Origin of the sequence: Sulfurisoma sediminicola (genome assembly GCF_003865015.1) — a bacterium.
Taxonomy (GTDB): domain Bacteria; phylum Pseudomonadota; class Gammaproteobacteria; order Burkholderiales; family Rhodocyclaceae; genus Sulfurisoma; species Sulfurisoma sediminicola.
This window is the reverse complement of record NZ_BHVV01000007.1, coordinates 1-16,632: the sequence shown is the minus strand read 5'-3', so window position 1 is coordinate 16,632 and position 16,632 is coordinate 1. Positions and strand designations below refer to the sequence as shown.

Sequence of the window (16,632 nt, the reverse complement as noted above, 5' to 3'; positions counted from 1 at the left end):
CCGGCCTCGCCGCAACGGGAGCGATGGAGGCGCTCGCCGACAGCCGCGCACCCGCGGTCGGCCCCGGCGAGAAGGTGGCCGGCGGCACGGGCCTGCTCAGGGCGCAGGCGATCTGCCCGGCCTGGGCCTTCTACCAGTACCGGCTCGGCGCGCGCGCGCTGGAGGAGCCGGTCGAGGGGCTCGATGCCATGGGACGCGGCACGCTGCTGCATGCGGTCCTCGAACGCTTCTGGGCCGGGCGCGGCTTCGCCGATCTGCTGGCGATGGATGCGGCGGCGCGCACCGCGGCGATCGCGGCGGCGGTGATTGCCGGCGTCGCCGACTTCGATGCCGCGCGCGAAGATCCGCTGCCGCCGCGCTTCCTCGCCCTCGAGTCCGAGAGGCTGCAACGCCTGGTCGCGCAATGGCTCGAGTTCGAAGCCGGCCGCCCCGCGCCGTTCCGCGTCGTCGCCTGCGAGCGCGAGATCGTGCTGGAAATCGAGGGCATCGCCGTGCGGCTGGTGATCGATCGCATCGATGCCCTGGAGGACGGCCGCCTGCTGATCCTCGACTACAAGACCGGCCAGGTCAGCGCCGCGAGCTGGAGCGATGCGCGCATCGCCGAGCCGCAGCTGCCGATCTACGCCGCGCTGGCGGCAGGCGACGAACTGGGCGGCGAGGTGTGCGGCGCCGCCTTCGCTCGGGTGCGGCTGGACGAATGCGGCTTCGTCGGCATCGCAGCCGAGGGCGGATTGCTGACCAAGGTCGCCGGCATCGGCGACGATGCGGCACGCAAGCTTTTTGCCGGCATCTCGAGCTGGCCCGGAGTCCTCGAGCACTGGCGCGCGAGCATCGCCGCCATCGCCCGCGAAGTCGGCGAAGGCTGTGCGGCAGTGCGTTTCGCCGACGAGAAGGACCTCGCCTGGTGCGAGGTGTTGCCGCTGCTGCGCCTGGCTGAGCGGCGCGAACAACTCGAGGCGCCGGCGTGAGCGAGGCAGCGAGGGTGGCAGGCGATCTGCTGGCCGCGGATGCCGCCGCGCGCAGCCGCGCGCTCGAGCTCGGTTCCTTCATCGTCGAGGCGCCGGCCGGCGCCGGCAAGACGGAACTGCTGACGCAGCGCTACCTGCGGCTGCTTTCCTGCGTCGAGGCGCCCGAGGAAATCGTCGCCATCACTTTCACCAACAAGGCCGCCGGCGAGATGGCCAGCCGCATACTCGAGAGCCTGCAGCGTGCCGCGGCCGGCGAGCGGCCCGAGGCGGCGCACAAGCGCATCACCTTCGATCTCGCCCGCGCGGCGCTGGCGGCGGGCGCGGAACGTAGTTGGAATCTGCTCGAACATCCGGCGCGGCTGCGCATCACCACCATCGACGCCCTGTGCATGAACCTGGCGCGGCAGATGCCGTTGCTGTCGCGCTTCGGCAGCCAGCCGCGGCTGGCCGAGGAAGCCTCGCGCCATTACGCCGAGGCCGCGCGCCGCACGCTGGCGCTGATCGCCGAGGACGGCGATGCGGGTGCTCTGGCCGATACCGTCGCCGCCGCACTGCGCCATCTCGATAACGACGCCGTGCGGCTGGGGCTGTTGCTGGCCGAGATGCTGGCGCGGCGCGACCAGTGGCTGCGTCATGCCCTGGCCGCGCCCTCGCGCGCCGAGGCCGAAGACGGCTTTGCGCAGCTGATCGGGCGCGAACTCGAAAGCGCGGCCGCGGCCATCGACGCGCGGCGACAGGCCGCGCTGATGCCGGCGGCGCGCTATGCCGCCGCCAATCTGCCGCCCGAGTCGCCGCTGGCGCCGCTGCTCGAATGGACCGTGCCGCTGGCGCCGGGCGCGGATGCGCTGCCGCAATGGCGTGCGCTCGCCGCGCTGCTGCTGACCGCCGAGGGCGAGCCGCGCAAGGCCTGGAACAAGAACCTCGGCCTGCCGCCGGGCAAGGAGAGCGACACCCACAAGAAGACGCTGGCCGCCCTGGCGCAGGAACTCGCGGCCGACGAGGCCGCCGCGCTGGCGCGCGTGCGCGAGCTGCCCGCGCCGCGCTACACCGACGAGGAATGGCTCACGGTCGAGGCGCTGGGCGCGCTGCTCAAGGTCGCCGCCGCGCAGCTGTGGACGGTGTTCGCCGAGGCCGGCGAGACCGACTTCATCGAGGTCGCCAGCCGGGCGCTGCAGGCGCTGGGCACCAGCGATGCGCCGACCGACCTCGCGCTGGCGCTCGACTACCGCATCCGCCACCTGCTGGTCGACGAATTCCAGGACACCAGCCCGACACAAGTCGAACTGCTGGAGCGCCTCACGGCAGGCTGGACCATGGACGAAAAAGCGGGCGCCGGCCGCACCCTGTTCGCCGTCGGCGACCCGATGCAGTCGATCTACCGCTTCCGCAAGGCCGACGTCGGCCTGTTCCTGCGCGTCGCCGATTTCGGCATCGGCGGCCTGCCGCTCGAGCGGCTGCAGCTCGCGCGCAACAACCGCTCCGCGCCCGCCGTCGTCGACTGGATCAACGCGCGCTTCGCCGACATCTTCCCGCCGCAGGACAGCGTGTTCGAAGGCGCGATCCGCTACCGCGCCTTCGCGGCGACGCGGCCGGCCGCTGCCTGCGCCGGCGTGTTCGTTCATCCGCTCGTCGTGGCGAAGGACATGCCGGGCGATGCGGCCGAGGTGATCGAAGCGGAGCGCATCCTGGAAGTGATCGACGCCGCGCGACGCGACGACCCGCAGGGACGCATCGCCGTGCTGGTGCGGGCGCGCAGCCACCTCGACGCGCTGGTGGCGACCTTGCGGCGGCAGCGGCCGGCTTTGCGCTTCCAGGCCGTCGAGATCGAAGCCCTGCGGTCGCGCCAGACGATACAGGACCTGCTGTCGCTGGCGCGCGCGCTGCATCACCGCGGCGACCGCGTGCATTGGCTGGCGATCCTGCGCGCGCCCTGGTGCGGGCTGACGCTGGCCGATCTCCACGCTCTCGCCGGCGACGACCATCGCTCCACTGTGTGGCAGCTGCTGGGCGACGATGCACGCGTCGCGCGGCTGTCGCCGGATGGCCGGCGCCGCCTGCTGCACCTGCGCGGCGTCGTCGGCGAAGCGCTGGCGCACCAGGGGCGCCAGCGGCCGCGGCGCTGGCTCGAGAGCACCTGGCTCGGGCTCGGCGGCGGCGCCTGCCTGCGCGAGGATGCCGCCGTCGCCGACGCGCGCGCCTTCCTCGAACTCGTCGATCGGCTCGATGCCGCGGGACGCTTCTCGCTCGAGGAGCTCGAGCGCGAGACGGCGCGGCTCTATGCCGCGCCCGATGCGGCGGCCGGCGATACCCTGCAATTCATGACCGTCCACAAGGCCAAGGGCCTCGAGTTCGAGACCGTGATCGTGCCCGGCCTGCATCGCGCGGTCGGTGGCGGAGGCGGCGGCGAGCAGAAACTGATGCGCTGGGAGGAGGTCGCCTTCGCCGGCACCGACGAGCGGCTGGTGGCGGCGCCCATCCGCGGCAAGGGCCGTGGCGACGGCGCCTCCCTCCACGACTACCTGCGCCTGCTCGAACGCGAGCGCGCCGCCAATGAGGACCAGCGCACGCTCTACGTCGCCGCCACGCGCGCCATCCGCGCCCTGCATCTGGTCGGTGTCGCATGTCCGCGCAACGACGGCACGCTGGCGGCGCCCGCCGCGAGCTTCCTCGAACTGCTGTGGCCCGCGCTGTCCGCGAAATTCGACGAGGCGCCGCTGCAGGAGGCGGTTGCCGACGCGGGTGCCGGGGCGCAGTTCGAGCCGCGCCTGCTGCGCCTGGTCGATCCGGCGATCGCGGAGTTGCTGCGGGCCGGCGCCGAGGTCGAAAATTTGCCGCTGCCGAGGGTGCCGACGGAGGCCGTTGGCGATGGCGGCGGAGCCGGCGGGGATGCGGCGCTCGCGGCCGACGTCGGCACGCTGGTCCATGGCTATCTCGAGATGATCGCGCGCGACGGTCTGGCGCCGTGGCCGCTCTCACGCGTCGAGTCCCTGCTGCCGGCGATGCGCGTCTGGCTCGGCCAGCAGGGTCATGCCGAGGCCGCGGTGCGCCGCGGCGCCCGGGAGGCACAGAACGCCCTGCGGGCGACGCTGGAAAGCGTCGCCGGGCGCTGGGTTCTCGGCGACCATGACGAGGCGGTGGCCGAGTGGGCGGTGTCGGTGGCGGACGGCGAAGCCATCGCCACGCAGGTCATCGATCGCAGCTTCGTCGCCGACGGCGCGCGCTGGATCATCGACTACAAGACCACGAAAGTCGGCACCGGCACCACCCTGCGGCAGCATGCCGAGCGCTACCGCGAGCAGCTCGAGCGCTACTGCGCGCTGTTCCGCGCCGACGGCCTGCCGCTGCGCATGGCCGTTTTCTACACCGCGACGGGCGATCTGCTGGAACTGCTGCCGTCGGGCGAGGCGAGCGGGTCCTGACGGTAGTAGCGGCCAAGCTGGGCGTAGACGGCCGGATACTCGTCTCGCAGCAGGTCCGGCGCCTCGAAGAAGACCTCGCTGAGGACGGCGAAGAACTCGGCGGGGTGCTCGGCGGCGTAGGGGTCGATCGCGGTTTCCTCCCCCGCGTCCACGCGCCGGCAGAAGTCGGCATAGGCCGGCTCGAAGGCGGCGATCCATTCGCGCCGGCTCATGTTTTCGGGCAGCCCCGGGATGCCGTCGACGGCGCCGTTGCCCATGTCGAGCTTGTGGGCGAATTCGTGGATCACGACATTGACGTCGCCGATCTCGTCGAGCTTGTCGAACCACGACACCAGCACCGGTCCGCCCTCCCAGGCCTCGCCGAGCACCGGGTCGTCGTATTCATGCACGACGCCGTCCTCGTCCATGACATGGCGCGGGATGACGAAGTCGCCGGGATAGACGACGATGCCGACCCAGCCGTCGTAGGCCTCGAGGCCGAGTTCGAGCACCGGCAGGCAGGCCTGCAGCGCGATCGAGAGCTGCATCGCGGCGGTGAGGACGAGGCCGTGCGCGCCGCTCCATTCCTTGGCGGCGATGAACTCGCGTGCCATGTCGCGCAGGCGCCGGCGCTCGTCGTCGTTCAGGCGGTCGAGGAAGGGCAGCGGATACTCGGCGGCCTGCCACTGCGCGTCGCCGATCTCGATCCTCTCCGCCGCGCGGCGGCGGCGCCACGCGCGAAACGCCTTGATCATTTTCGCGTGGTGAGGACGATGCCGCCGAAGATCAGCGCGATGCCGACGACGTGGAACCAGGTCATGGCCTCGCCGAGGAAGATCGCGGCGAGCAGGATGCCGAAGGCCGGCATCAGGTGGATGAACAGCCCGGCGCGCGAGGCGCCGACCTGCTCGACGCCCTTGTTCCAGAAGATGAAGCCGAGGAAGGCGGGAAAGATGCCGGCGTAGGCGATCGCGCTCCAGGCGGCGAAGGAGGACTGGATGTGGCGGCCGGCGGCGACCTCCATCAGGTAGAAGGGCAGGGTGGCGACGATGCCGATCAGCGCGATGGCGAAGAGGAAGGCCAGCGGATGCGCCTTGGGCCGGTGCGGCAGCAGCAGGGTGTAGGCGGCCCATGCAACCACCGAGAGCAGGATCCAGATGTCGCCGATGTTCAGAGTCAGCCGCAGGAGATTGTGCGGGTCGCCGCGGGCGATGATGTTGAGCACGCCGAGGAAGGAGGCGGCGATGCCGAGCGCCTCGATCGGCCTGAGGCGCTTGCCGTGGAAGGCCCAGGCCAGCGCGACGATGACGATGGGAATGAAGGAGTTGAGCAGCAGGCCGTTGATCGCCTCGGTCTGCTGCAGGCCGAGGTAGGTCAGGGCGTTGTAGAGGCAGGTGCCGAGGATGCCGAGCAGGGCCAGCCAGCGCCAGCCGGCCGTGAGCACGGCGCGGTCACGCTTGAGATAGGGCCAGGCCAACGGCAGCAGGCAGGCCAGGGCGATCACCCAGCGCCAGAAGGACAGCGCGATCGGCGGCACCGCCTCGCGCATGCCGCGGCCGACGATCCAGTTGCCGGCCCAGAACAGGTTGGCCAGGGTCAGCAGCAGGTAGGGGGAGACGCGCAGATGCATGGGGCCTCAAATGCAAACGGGGGCCGCAGCCCCCGTCGCGTCATGGGCTCGGGGCCGGCTTACTCGACTTTCGCCTTGGCGCGCAGGTCCATGATGAGCTTCTCGACCTGCTGCTGCTGCAGGCGCTGCAGCAGTTGCGGCTTGACCTCGTCGAGGCCCGGCGCCTTGAGTTCGCGCATGTCCTCGAGCAGGATCACGTGCCAGCCGAAGTCGCTCTTGACCGGGGTCGTCGTGTACTTGCCCTTCTCGAGCTTGACCAGCGCGTCAGCGAAGGGCTTGACGTAGGAGGCCGGGTTGGACCAGCCGAGGTCGCCGCCGCGATCCTTCGAGCCCGGATCCTTCGATTGCTTGGCGAGATCCTCGAACTTCTCGCCCTTGTTGAGCTTCTCGATGATGGCCTTGGCGTCAGCCTCGTTCTCGACCAGCACGTGGCGGGCCTTGTATTCCCTGTCACCGAGGGCCTGTTTGATGATCTCGTATTCCTTCTTGACCGCCTCGTCGCTGACCGGATGGGTGCGGACATAGTCGTTGAGGAAGGCGCTGACCAGCACGCCCTGGCGGGCGAGGTCGACCTGGCCCTGAACCTCGGGCTTCTTGTCGATGCCCTTCCGTTGCGCTTCCTGCGACAGCACCTCGCGGCGGATCAGTTCTTCCCTGACGGCCTTGCGCAGGTCCTCGGAATCCGGCTGGCCCTGGGAGAGCTGGCCGGCGATCAGGGCGTCGGCGCGGGCCTTGGGGATGGCCTTGCCATTGACGCTGGCGTAGGGCTTGTCCGCGGCGAGGGCCGGGGCGGCGGCAATGGCAAGGGCGAGGAGGGAGGCTTGGAGGAGGCGATTCATCGATGTGATTCCTTGGCGGGGAGGGGATGTTTCAGTCTAGGTTTCGTCGGGGGCCTTGGCGGTAATGCTGAGGGCATGAATCTGCCGCTTCATCAGGTCGCCGGCGGCATCATACACCAGGCGATGCCGTTCCATGGTCCGCTTGCCGGCGAAGCGGGGCGAGACGATGGTCATGCGGTAGTGGCCGCCGCCGTCGCGGGCGCCGGCATGGCCGGCATGGCGGTGGCTTTCGTCGATGATCTCCAGCCGCGAGGGCTCCAGGGCGGCCATGCGGCTGCGCAGGGTGTCGACGGTGTTCATGGCTGTTTCTCCTCGACGTATTTCGCCAGGAAAAGTCCCTGGACCACGATGAAGGCGAGCATCAGCCCCATGCCGCCGAAGAGCTTGAAGTTGACCCAGTCCGCCTCGCTGAAGTTGAAGGCGACGTAGAGGTTGGCGACGCCCATGGCGGCGAAGAAGGCGACCCAGGACAGATTGAGCCGGGCCCACAGCGTCTCGGGCAGCTTCATCTGCTCCTCCAGCATCTTGCGGATGAGGTTTTTCTTCATGAACGTCGCCGACACCAGCAGCACCACCGCGAACAGCCAGTAGAGCACGGTCGGTTTCCACTTGATGAAGGTCGGATTGTGCAGCAGCAGGGTGGCGCCGCCGAAGACGGTGATGAGGGCGAGGCTGACCCAGAGCATGGTGTCGACCTTGCGGTGCCTGAACCAGACCCAGCCGATCTGGGCGAAGGTGGCGGCGATGGCCACCCCGGTCGCGATGTAGATGCCGGAGAACTTGTAGGCGACGAAGAAGAGGATGACCGGGAACAGGTCGAAGAGGAATTTCATGGCGGCGATTTTACAGGGCTATTTCTTCTCGAGCCTGAGCGAGGCCGAATTGATGCAGTAGCGCAGCCCCGCCGGTGGCGGGCCGTCGGGGAAGACATGGCCGAGGTGGGCGCCGCAGGCCGAGCACGTCACCTCGGTGCGGACCATGCCGTGCGAGCGGTCTGCGGCCTCGGCGATGCCCTCGCCGACGAGCGGCGCGGTGAAGCTGGGCCAGCCGCAACCGGAGTCGAATTTCTGCTCCGAGGAAAACAGCGGCTCGCCGCAGCAGACGCAGCGGTAGGTGCCGTTGTCGTGGCAGTTCCAGTATTCGCCGGTGAATGCGCGCTCGGTGCCCTTCCGGCGGGCGACCTGGTACTGCATTTCGCTGAGCTGGGCGCGCCATTCGGCGTCGGTCTTGTCGATCCTGGGCATGGCTGGTCCTCCGGCCGGATAGAATGTCTTCCTCAATTGGGCGCTAAACAGGGGAGTTCAAGCGTGCGCGTGGTGGTTCTCGGAGCCGGCCTGGTCGGCGTGGCCTCGGCCTGGTATCTGGCCGAGGCACGCCACGAGGTGACGGTGATCGACCGCCAGCCGGAGGCCGCGCGGGAAACCAGCTTCGCCAACGGCGGCCAGATATCGACCAGCCATGCCGAACCCTGGGCCAATCCGGCCGCACCGCTGAAAATCCTCAAGTGGCTGGGGCGCGAGGACTCGCCGCTGCTGTGGCGGCTGCGCACCGATCCGGCGCAGTGGGCCTGGGGTCTGCGCTTCCTCGGTCAATGCAGCGCGGCGCATACCCGCGCCAACATGGTCGCCATCCTGGCACTGGCGCTCGACAGCCGTGCCCGCCTCGGCGCCCTGCGCCGCGAACTCGATCTCCATTACGACGAGCTCGAGCGCGGCATCCTGCACATCTACACCGATGCGCGCGAGTTCGAGACGGCCATCCCGCAGGCGGCGCTGATGCGCGAGTTCGGCTGCGAGCGGGCGGTCAAGAGCGCGGCCGAATGCCGGGCGATCGAGCCGGCGCTGGCCGGCTCCGCCCTGCCCATCGTCGGCGGCACCTACACGGCGGGAGACGAATCCGGCGACGCGCGCCAGTTCGCGCGGCGGCTGGCCGAGCGCTGCGCCGGGCGCGGCGTGGCCTTCCGCTACGGCTGTGCGGTCGAGCGGCTGGAGACGGCGGGCGACCGCATCGCCGGCGTCCGTCTCGCCGGCGGCGAGCGTGTGGCCGCCGATGGCTACGTGGTGGCCCTCGGCAGCTATTCGCCGCTGCTGCTGCGGCCGCTGGGCATCCGCATCCCCGTGTATCCGGCCAAGGGTTATTCCATCACCGCGTCGCTGACGCCGACCAGCATCGCGCCGAGCGTGAGCCTGACCGACGACGGCGCCAAGCTGGTCTTCTCGCGCCTCGGCAGCCGCCTGCGCGTCGCCGGCACCGCAGAGTTCACCGGCTACGACACCTCGATCAACGCGGTGCGCTGCAAGGCGATCCTGCGCCGCACGCACCTGCTGTTCCCGCAACTGGGCGAGGGGGACGACATCGAGTTCTGGGCCGGCCTGCGCCCGGCCACGCCGGGCAATGTGCCGCTGGTGGGGCGCACGCGGATTGCCGGCCTGTTCGTGAATACCGGCCACGGCACGCTGGGCTGGACCATGGCCTGCGGCACCGGCGCGCTGCTCGCCGACATCGTCAGCGGGCGCGCACCGTCGGTCGACCCGGTCCCCTACTCAGTGTAGGTGGCGCGGCGCGGCCTCGGCCTGTTCCTCGGGCAGCTCGGCATGCACCGGCTCGCCTTCGGGATTGGGGTAGAGCGGGGCGCCGCAGTCGTCGCAGTATTCCAGCGGGAAGCGGTGGTCGAGCATCACCACCTCGCCGACGCCGGCCTCGCGCAGCACGGCCTCGATCTGTGCCGCCGTGTCGGTGGCATCGTCCTCGCTGTCGAGCATCGGCCAGACCACGCCGTGGATCACGTCGCCGCTGTCGGTGCGGGTGAAGCCGATGCGGTACTCCTCGAGCTGGCGGTCGTAGTAGGGGGCGACGATGGCGCGCAGCTCGCCCGCCGCCATGTTCAATGTCGTCTGCAGGAAGGCGACGCCGGCGCGCAGCGAGTAGGGGCGCGAGGCGCGGTCGGCCTCGCGCGCGGCGGCATGGTAGGCCTGCGGCAGCAGCAGTTCGGTGGCGCAGGCCGGCAGCAGCGGGCGGATCGCCTCGCCGCCCTGGGCGCGCCAGTGCTTGAGCGCATCGGAGCGTGAGCCGTCTTCCTCCTGCCAGCGGAACAGCGGGGCGCCGCGCGGTGCGGCCACGGCGCCGAGCAGGTAGCGGACGTCGGAAAGGAAGGGCACCGTCTCGGGCAACTGCTGGGGGTCGAGCTTGAGGTCGCGGCCATGCAACGCGGCCTTGGCCAGCTTCTCGGCGAGCTGGGCCGTGTCGCAATAGCTCTGCGGCAGCTGGTCCGGGCTGAAGAGGAAGTCGGCGAGGCCGAGTTTCGCGTCGCGCGCCAGCACATGGCCGTGCAATTGCGCGCGGACGCTGGCGAGGTTGTCGGCGGCGACGGCGCCGGAGGGAATGGTGAAGCGCGACCAGGCCAACACCGGCACGGCGATCAGCACGACGTCGGCGTTCTCGTTGTGGCGGATCTCGCTGCAGGACTCGACCATGTCGGCCAGTTCGTCGTAGGCGCGGCCGCCGGCGCCGTAGAGATGGTCGAGCGCGGCATTGAGCGCCGCTTCGTCGTTGTCGGCGAGCAGGCGCTCGACCAGGCTGGTGAGGCGGGACTCCCAGAAGGCGTCCTCGAGGCGGCTGGCGGATTGCGAAAGCTGGCCCGAGAGGCGAATGAGCTGCTCGGTGTCGGGGGTCTGCTTGTTGCGGCGGGAGAAGCGGGTGCGTTTCATGGGGACTTATGGCGGGGAGCGAGAAGCGATTCTAGCGCACGGGCCGAAAGACCCTGCCGCCCCTGCTAGAATGCCCCGGTTTCGTTACCTCGTGATCGCGCCATGTTTTCCAAGCTGATGCCCCAGGAGGGCAAGTTCTTCGATCTCTTCAACGCTCACGCCGAACTGATCGTCAAGGGGGGGCGGGAGCTGGGGGCACTGGTCGACGACCTGGTCGACAACAAGGACGGCGTCGCCGACCATGCCAAGGCCATCGACGAGATCGAGACCCAGGCCGACAAGATCACCCACGACACCCTGGCGCTGCTGCACACCACGTTCAACACGCCGCTCGACCGCGACGAGATCCACAAGCTGATCACCAACCTGGACGACATCCTCGACCTGATCCAGGACGTCGCCCAGTCGATCTACCTCTACGACGTGCGCCGGCTGACCCAGGAAGCCTGCCACCTTTCCGACATCTGCGTCTCCTGCTGCGAGCGCGTGCGCTCGGCGGTGCTGCTGCTCAACAGCATGGACAACGGCCCCGCCATCCTCAAGACCTGCGAGGAGATCGACCGCCTCGAGTCCGACGCCGACCGCGCCATGCGCACCGGCATGGCCAAGCTGTTCCGCGAGGAGCAGGACCCCCGCCAGCTCATCAAGCTCAAGGAGCTCTACGAGCTGCTCGAGCTGATCACGGACCGCTGCGAGGACGTGGCGAACATCATCGAAGGCATCGTCCTCGAGAATTCGTAACTGGCCATGGCCGGCCTCGAAATCAGTCTCGGCGTCATCATCCTGCTGGTGTTCCTGGCACTGGCGTTCGATTTCATGAACGGCTTCCATGACGCCGCCAACTCCATCGCCACCATCGTCTCGACCCGGGTGCTGAAGCCGGGCCAGGCGGTGCTGTGGGCGGCCTTCTTCAATGCCGTCGCCTATTTCATCTTCGAGCTCAAGGTCGCCGGCACCATCGGCAAGGGCACCATCGACGCCAACATCGTCGACCATTACGTCGTCTTCGGCGCGCTGATCGGCGCCATCGCCTGGAACATCATCACCTGGTACTACGGCATTCCGTCGAGCTCGTCGCACGCCCTGGTCGGCGGTCTGGTCGGCGCGGCGCTGGCCAAGAGCGGCCCCTCGTCGCTGGTGTGGGCGGGCGTCGGCAAGATCGTCGCCTTCATTTTCATCGCGCCGCTGCTCGGCTTCGTGATGGGGGCCATCCTCATGGTCATTGTTTCGTGGCTGTGCAACCGGCAGACGCCGCGCAAGGTCGATCGCCTGTTCCGGCGGCTGCAGCTGCTTTCCGCCGCCGCCTACAGCCTCGGCCACGGCGGCAACGACGCGCAGAAGACCATCGGCATCATCTGGATGCTGCTGATCGCCGCCGGCCTTTCCAGCGGCAACGACGGCGTGCCCGGCTGGGTCGTGGCTTCCTGCTACACGGCCATGGGCCTGGGCACCATGTTCGGCGGCTGGCGCATCGTCCGGACCATGGGGCAGAAGATCACCAAGCTCAACCAGCCGCGCGGCTTCGCCGCCAATTCGGCCGGCGCGGCGACATTGTTCCTCGCCACGGCGCTGGGCATTCCCGTCTCGACCACCCACACCATCACCGGCGCCATCATGGGCGTCGGCTCGACCGGCGGCATCCGCAAGGTGCGCTGGAACGTCGCAGGCGGCATCGTCTGGGCCTGGATCCTGACCATACCGGCCACGGCGCTGATCGCGGCCATCGCCTGGTGGCTGGGCCGGATGTTGTTCTGATTGGCGTTGAATCCCTGCCAGTCCTGCGGCGCCTGCTGCGCCACCTACCGCGTCACCTTCCACCGCGGCGAACTCGATGACCTGGGCGGCTGCGTGCCGGCCGCGCTGACCGAGCAGGTCACCGCCGTCATGGCCTGCATGCGCGGCACCGGCGCGGCGCCGGTCCGTTGCGCCGCCCTGCGCGGCGAGATCGGCCGGGACGTTTCTTGCGCCATCTACGAGTTCCGCCCAAGCCCCTGCCGCGAGTTCGGCGCGCTGGCCGCCGTCGGCCAGGGCGACGAGGCCTGCAACGACGCGCGCCGCCGCCACGGCCTGCCGCCGCTCGAGGCGACTTGAAGACCGTCCTCTTCGGCGCCTTCGACCGCCACAACCTCGGCGACATCCTGCTCGCCGCCGTGGCCGCCGAAAAAGTCGGCGCTGCCGTGACGGCGGCTGGCTTGGCCGAGCGAGACATGTCATCTTTCGGCGGGCCGCGCGTCCTGGCGCTCGCCTCGCTGCGCGAACCAATCCGCCTGATCCACGTCGGCGGCGAACTCCTCGACTGCGACGCCGCGCAGGCCGCCTGGATGCTGGGCCAACCCGGGTTGCGCTGGGGCAGGGCGGCGCCCTACGTCGTCGGCAAGTCGCGCCTGCCTGCCGGCTCGCGCGTCGAATTCCATGCCGTCGGCGGCGTCGGCCTCGCCGCGCGCGACGCGGCCTTTCGCGAGGAGGTGCTCGCCGCCTTGCGCACGGCCGACTTCGTCACGGTGCGCGACAGCGCCACGCAAGGCGAGCTTGCCGCCGCCGGCATCGTTGCTCCTCTGGTGCCCGACCCTGTCACGCGCATCGCCGCGCTGTTCGGCCCGACGCTCAGGGCTCGTCGCCTGCCCGAGTTCCCATCCGGCTACCTCGCGGTGCAGTTCGCCGCCGAGTGCGGCGACGACGCCACGCTGGCGGCCTTCGCCCGCGGGCTCGAACTGATCGGCCTGCCCGTGGTGCTGTTCCGCGCCGGGGCCGCGCCCTGGCACGACGATCTCGAACCCTATCAACGCCTGGCCTCGCGGCTCGCCGTGCCGGTGCGCATCTTCGAGTCGCTCGATGTGCGCGACATCTGCGCGCTGATCGCCGCCAGCCGCGGCTGCATCGCCACCAGCCTGCACGCGCGCATCGTCGCCGAGTCCTTCGGCGTGCCCGCCCTGACCCTCGAACGCGAGCCGGGCTCGGCGCAGAAAGTGCGGGCGTATCTCGATACTTGGTCGCCCGGCGCGGTGCCGCTCGATCCCGCGGCCTTCGCCGCCGGCGGCTTCGGTTTCCCCGCGACAATACCGGCATGAACGCCCGCCTCGCCCCCGGCCCCGCCGCCTTCGCCCTGATGGTGCTGCTCTGCGCCGTCTGGGGATTCCAGCAGGTGGCGATCAAGATCGCCGGCGCCGGCGTGAGTCCCCTGCTGCAGGTCGGCCTGCGTTCCGCCATCGCAGCGGTGCTGGTCTTCCTCTGGATGCGCCTGCGCGGCCAGCCGCTGGCCGCTCGCGACGGTTCGTTCCGGCCGGGGCTGCTGGCCGGCGCGCTGTTCGCGCTCGAGTTCATCTGCATCTTCGTCGGCCTCGGCTACACCAGCGCCTCGCGCATGGTGGTGTTCCTCTACACCGCGCCGTGCTTCACCGTGTTGGGACTGCATCTCTTCGTGCCGGGAGAGAATATCGGCTGGCGCCATGGTGCGGGCGTGCTGCTCGCCTTCCTCGGCATCGCGGTCGCATTCGGCGAGGGCTGGGGCGCCACGGCGTCCATGCCGCAACGCTGGATCGGCGACCTGCTCGGCCTGCTGGCGGCGATCTTCTGGGCCGCGACCATCGTCGCCATCCGCGCCACGCCGCTGGCGCGCATCAGTGCCGCCAAGGTGCTGCTCTACCAGCTCGCGGTCTCGGCCGTCGTCGCGCTGCCGCTCTCGTGGCTGGCCGGGGAGGAGGGGATCAGGGGAGAGCTGACGCCGGCGGTGCTGCTGGCGCTGCTCTATCTCGGCGTGGTGGTCGCCTTCGCCAGCTACCTGGCCTGGTTCTGGCTGTTGACGAAATATCTCGCCAGCCGGCTGATGGTGTTCGCCTTCCTCACGCCGCTGTTCGGCGTCGCCTTCGGCGTGCTGCTGCTGGGCGAGCCGATGAGCCTGCTGTTCGGGCTCGCGGCGGCGCTGGTGGTGGCCGGCATCGTCCTCGTCAACGCGCCGGCCCGTCGCCCGGCATCCCGTTAGAGGCCCCTGCGAGGGCTGAGTGGGAGCCTGAAAGCAGCTTTCCCGCCGTGCCGCCACAAGGGGAAGCGGCACGCGCCGAAGGCGCAATCTGCTCCGATAGTTCCATGACGCGCCCCTTCGTTATCGAGCGAAGCGAGCAGTATCGAATCCCCCGTGAGGGGGGCGAAGGGGGCGGGCGTCTTACTTGCCGGTGTAGCGCTGCGGCTTGCCGTTCACGATCTGCACGCGGTCGCCGGCGGCGAAGCCGGGGCTGCTCTCGTACTCGTAGCGGGTGGTCTGGCCGTTGTCCATCCTGACCGTGACGGTATAGACGTCCTTGCTCTTGGTCTTCTTCTCGATCTGGTGGCCGGCATAGGCGCCGCCCGCCACGCCGACGACGGTGGCCGCCGTGCGGCCCCGGCCCTGGCCGATCTGGTTGCCGACCAGGCCGCCGACGACACCGCCGGCGACGGCGCCGAGGCCGCTGCCTTCGCCCTCGTGCGTCGTCTTGTTGACGTTTTCGACCTTGCCGCAATCGGGCTTGCAGGCATCGGCCAGCGCGAGGCCGGGCAGGGTCGCGGCGAGGGCGAGGACGAGAATGTGGTGGCGCAGCGAGGACATGGCGTTTCTCCTGGGGTTTGCGGATACCGTTCGATTATTCCACAGCATGAAGTAAACGGCTGGGCTTGCGGCAGGGTTTACGGCAGGGCTTGCATTTTTCACGAATACTGTATAAAAATACAGTCATCGCGAAAACGGAGGCCCCCATGTCAGTCAAGCTTACCCCCCGGCAACAGGAAATCCTCGACTTCATCCGCAGCACCCTCGAGGTGCTCGGCGCGCCGCCGACGCGCGCCGAGATCTGCAACGCCTTCGGCTTCGCCTCGCCCAACGCCGCCGAGGAGCACCTCAAGGCGCTGGCGAAGAAGGGCGCCATCGTGCTCGAGCCGGCTTCCGCGCGCGGCATCCGCCTCGTCGAGCAGCTTGGCCTGCCGCTGATCGGCTCGGTCGCCGCCGGCAGCCCCCTCCTCGCCGTCGAGAACCAGCTCGGCCGCATCCAGTTCGATCCCAGGCTGTTTTCGCCGCGCGCCGACTACCTGCTCAAGGTCCGCGGCAACAGCATGATCGACGTCGGCATCCTCGACGGCGACCTGCTCGCCGTGCACAAGACCAGCGAGGCGCGCTCCGGCCAGATCGTCGTCGCCCGGCTCGGCGATGAAGTAACGGTCAAGCGACTGAAGAAGAAGGGAAATCGCGTCGAGCTGATCGCCGAGAACCCCGAGTACTCGCCCATCGTCGTCGATGGTCCGCTCGAGATCGAGGGCCTCGCGGTGGGGCTGATCCGCAACGGCAGGATCTCCTGATGGGCTCCCTTGCTGCCGTTCTCGAACGGCCCGACATCCGCCGCGGCGATGCCTTCGCCGTGGCGCCGGCACCGGGTTTTTCCAGCGGCTTTCCCGAGCTCGACCGCGAACTTCCCGGCGGCGGCTGGCCGCGCGGGGCGCTGACCGAGATCCTCGTCGACGGCCAGGGTTTCGGCGAGCTCTCGCTGCTGATGCCGGCGCTGCGGCTGCTGCGCGCCGGCGGCGACTGGGTGCTGGCCATCGCGCCGCCCGATGCCAATCTTGCGCTGCACGCGCCGGCATGTGCCGCCGCCGGCATCGACCTCGAGCACCTCGCCGTGGTCTCGCCGGCCGGCAGCCGCGACGCCCTCTGGGCCGCCGAGCAGGCCCTCGCGAGCGGCGCGCCGCAGGCGGTGCTGTGCTGGAGCGCCGCCGCCGACAGCCGCGCCGTGCGCCGGCTGCAGGTCGCCGCCAGCCAGGGCGGGCAGGGCGGGGCTGCCGCCTTCCTGTTCCGCCCGCTCTCCCGTGCCGACGAGCCCTCGGCCGCTGCGCTGCGCCTCGCGCTCGCTGCCGGCCCGCAGGGCGCGCTCTCCGTCCATGTCCTCAAGCGGCGCGGGCCGCCGCTGGCGGGCGACATCGTCCTCGCCGTGCCGCGCCCTTCCGCCTGGCGCGATCATGTCCCATCATCCCCCACCGCCCCTGTGGCTCGCGCTGCACCTGCCGCCTGCGCAGCCGCCTGACCAGCTTGAAGCGTTGGCGTTCTGGGCCGGCGGCGTCACGCCGCGGGTG

At 69.9% G+C, this 16,632-nt stretch carries 18 protein-coding genes; 10 read left to right on the top strand and 8 right to left on the bottom strand.

Annotation, left to right across the window (positions count from 1 at the left end):
* Positions 1 to 968: PD-(D/E)XK nuclease family protein (locus EJE94_RS11580; protein WP_207855946.1), on the top strand; the 968-nt coding region annotated here is incomplete at its 5' end.
* Positions 965 to 4,387, top strand: coding sequence for a UvrD-helicase domain-containing protein (locus tag EJE94_RS11575; RefSeq protein ID WP_121241635.1), 3,423 nt, complete (start codon positions 965 to 967; stop codon positions 4,385 to 4,387). The genes EJE94_RS11580 and EJE94_RS11575, both read left to right, overlap by 4 nt.
* Here EJE94_RS11575 and EJE94_RS11570 read toward each other — a convergent pair.
* From EJE94_RS11570 to msrB, 6 genes are read right to left on the bottom strand one after another with little or no spacing between them, the layout of a single operon-like run.
* Complete coding sequence (locus tag EJE94_RS11570) at positions 4,327 to 5,121, bottom strand: M90 family metallopeptidase (protein WP_121241633.1); 795 nt, start codon at positions 5,119 to 5,121, stop codon at positions 4,327 to 4,329. The two genes, EJE94_RS11575 and EJE94_RS11570, sit on opposite strands and share 61 nt — an antisense overlap.
* Positions 5,118 to 5,996, bottom strand: coding sequence for a DMT family transporter (locus EJE94_RS11565; protein WP_121241631.1), 879 nt, complete (start codon positions 5,994 to 5,996; stop codon positions 5,118 to 5,120). Before EJE94_RS11565 ends, EJE94_RS11570 begins: the two co-directional genes overlap by 4 nt.
* Positions 5,997 to 6,055: 59 nt before the next feature.
* Positions 6,056 to 6,835: a peptidylprolyl isomerase gene (locus EJE94_RS11560; RefSeq protein WP_121241629.1), complete on the bottom strand. Its 780-nt coding sequence runs from the start codon at positions 6,833 to 6,835 to the stop codon at positions 6,056 to 6,058.
* A 36-nt stretch (positions 6,836 to 6,871) separates the two neighbouring features.
* Positions 6,872 to 7,135, bottom strand: coding sequence for a BolA family protein (locus tag EJE94_RS11555; RefSeq protein WP_121241627.1), 264 nt, complete (start codon positions 7,133 to 7,135; stop codon positions 6,872 to 6,874).
* Positions 7,132 to 7,668, bottom strand: coding sequence for a septation protein A (locus EJE94_RS11550; protein WP_121241625.1), 537 nt, complete (start codon positions 7,666 to 7,668; stop codon positions 7,132 to 7,134). Before EJE94_RS11550 ends, EJE94_RS11555 begins: the two co-directional genes overlap by 4 nt.
* Positions 7,669 to 7,686: 18 nt before the next feature.
* On the bottom strand, positions 7,687 to 8,079 hold the full coding sequence (msrB, locus tag EJE94_RS11545) for a peptide-methionine (R)-S-oxide reductase MsrB (RefSeq protein ID WP_121241623.1): 393 nt from the start codon (positions 8,077 to 8,079) through the stop codon (positions 7,687 to 7,689).
* A gap of 63 nt (positions 8,080 to 8,142) precedes the next feature.
* On the opposite strand from msrB, the gene EJE94_RS11540 reads away from it, so the two are divergent.
* Complete coding sequence (locus EJE94_RS11540; RefSeq protein WP_121241621.1) at positions 8,143 to 9,387, top strand: D-amino acid dehydrogenase; 1,245 nt, start codon at positions 8,143 to 8,145, stop codon at positions 9,385 to 9,387.
* On the opposite strand, the gene EJE94_RS11535 is transcribed toward EJE94_RS11540, so the two are convergent.
* Complete coding sequence (locus tag EJE94_RS11535) at positions 9,379 to 10,542, bottom strand: DUF2863 family protein (RefSeq protein ID WP_121241619.1); 1,164 nt, start codon at positions 10,540 to 10,542, stop codon at positions 9,379 to 9,381. The genes EJE94_RS11540 and EJE94_RS11535 overlap by 9 nt on opposite strands.
* A gap of 102 nt (positions 10,543 to 10,644) precedes the next feature.
* On the opposite strand from EJE94_RS11535, the gene EJE94_RS11530 reads away from it, so the two are divergent.
* The 5 genes from EJE94_RS11530 to EJE94_RS11510 are packed head-to-tail and all read left to right on the top strand — an operon-like array spanning position 10,645 to position 14,521.
* On the top strand, positions 10,645 to 11,283 hold the full coding sequence (locus EJE94_RS11530) for a DUF47 domain-containing protein (RefSeq protein ID WP_121241617.1): 639 nt from the start codon (positions 10,645 to 10,647) through the stop codon (positions 11,281 to 11,283).
* A 6-nt stretch (positions 11,284 to 11,289) separates the two neighbouring features.
* Positions 11,290 to 12,297, top strand: coding sequence for an inorganic phosphate transporter (locus tag EJE94_RS11525; protein ID WP_121241615.1), 1,008 nt, complete (start codon positions 11,290 to 11,292; stop codon positions 12,295 to 12,297).
* Positions 12,298 to 12,633 (top strand): YkgJ family cysteine cluster protein, encoded by a 336-nt coding sequence (locus EJE94_RS11520; RefSeq protein ID WP_243642603.1) that lies wholly within the window; start codon positions 12,298 to 12,300, stop codon positions 12,631 to 12,633.
* On the top strand, positions 12,630 to 13,610 hold the full coding sequence (locus EJE94_RS11515) for a polysaccharide pyruvyl transferase family protein (RefSeq protein WP_121241613.1): 981 nt from the start codon (positions 12,630 to 12,632) through the stop codon (positions 13,608 to 13,610). Before EJE94_RS11520 ends, EJE94_RS11515 begins: the two co-directional genes overlap by 4 nt.
* Complete coding sequence (locus tag EJE94_RS11510; protein ID WP_121241611.1) at positions 13,607 to 14,521, top strand: DMT family transporter; 915 nt, start codon at positions 13,607 to 13,609, stop codon at positions 14,519 to 14,521. The genes EJE94_RS11515 and EJE94_RS11510 overlap by 4 nt, the downstream gene beginning before the upstream one ends.
* 180 nt (positions 14,522 to 14,701) lie before the next feature.
* Here EJE94_RS11510 and EJE94_RS11505 read toward each other — a convergent pair whose 3' ends face one another.
* Entirely contained in the window at positions 14,702 to 15,121 is a 420-nt protein-coding gene (locus EJE94_RS11505; protein WP_207855945.1) for an outer membrane lipoprotein, read from the bottom strand.
* 146 nt (positions 15,122 to 15,267) lie between these two features.
* Here EJE94_RS11505 and lexA point away from each other — a divergent pair, with 146 nt between their 5' ends.
* Together lexA and imuA are read left to right on the top strand one after the other, a co-directional pair.
* The gene (gene lexA, locus EJE94_RS11500; protein WP_121241607.1) at positions 15,268 to 15,864 is read left to right on the top strand and encodes a transcriptional repressor LexA; all 597 of its coding nucleotides are present in this window, start codon (positions 15,268 to 15,270) and stop codon (positions 15,862 to 15,864) included.
* Positions 15,864 to 16,583, top strand: coding sequence for a translesion DNA synthesis-associated protein ImuA (gene imuA / locus EJE94_RS11495; RefSeq protein WP_121241604.1), 720 nt, complete (start codon positions 15,864 to 15,866; stop codon positions 16,581 to 16,583). The genes lexA and imuA overlap by 1 nt, the downstream gene beginning before the upstream one ends.
* Positions 16,584 to 16,632: the final 49 nt, after the last annotated feature.

Coding starts and splice junctions, on each gene's coding strand:
- EJE94_RS11525 (WP_121241615.1), top strand. CDS start 11,290: ATGGCCGGCCTCGAAATCAGTCTCGGCGTCATCATCCTGCTGGTGTTC.
- EJE94_RS11530 (WP_121241617.1), top strand. CDS start 10,645: ATGTTTTCCAAGCTGATGCCCCAGGAGGGCAAGTTCTTCGATCTCTTC.
- EJE94_RS11535 (WP_121241619.1), bottom strand. CDS start 10,542: ATGAAACGCACCCGCTTCTCCCGCCGCAACAAGCAGACCCCCGACACC.
- EJE94_RS11510 (WP_121241611.1), top strand. CDS start 13,607: ATGAACGCCCGCCTCGCCCCCGGCCCCGCCGCCTTCGCCCTGATGGTG.
- EJE94_RS11565 (WP_121241631.1), bottom strand. CDS start 5,996: ATGCATCTGCGCGTCTCCCCCTACCTGCTGCTGACCCTGGCCAACCTG.
- EJE94_RS11550 (WP_121241625.1), bottom strand. CDS start 7,668: ATGAAATTCCTCTTCGACCTGTTCCCGGTCATCCTCTTCTTCGTCGCC.
- EJE94_RS11560 (WP_121241629.1), bottom strand. CDS start 6,835: ATGAATCGCCTCCTCCAAGCCTCCCTCCTCGCCCTTGCCATTGCCGCC.
- msrB (WP_121241623.1), bottom strand. CDS start 8,079: ATGCCCAGGATCGACAAGACCGACGCCGAATGGCGCGCCCAGCTCAGC.
- EJE94_RS11555 (WP_121241627.1), bottom strand. CDS start 7,135: ATGAACACCGTCGACACCCTGCGCAGCCGCATGGCCGCCCTGGAGCCC.
- lexA (WP_121241607.1), top strand. CDS start 15,268: ATGTCAGTCAAGCTTACCCCCCGGCAACAGGAAATCCTCGACTTCATC.
- EJE94_RS11570 (WP_121241633.1), bottom strand. CDS start 5,121: ATGATCAAGGCGTTTCGCGCGTGGCGCCGCCGCCGCGCGGCGGAGAGG.
- EJE94_RS11505 (WP_207855945.1), bottom strand. CDS start 15,121: ATGTCCTCGCTGCGCCACCACATTCTCGTCCTCGCCCTCGCCGCGACC.
- imuA (WP_121241604.1), top strand. CDS start 15,864: ATGGGCTCCCTTGCTGCCGTTCTCGAACGGCCCGACATCCGCCGCGGC.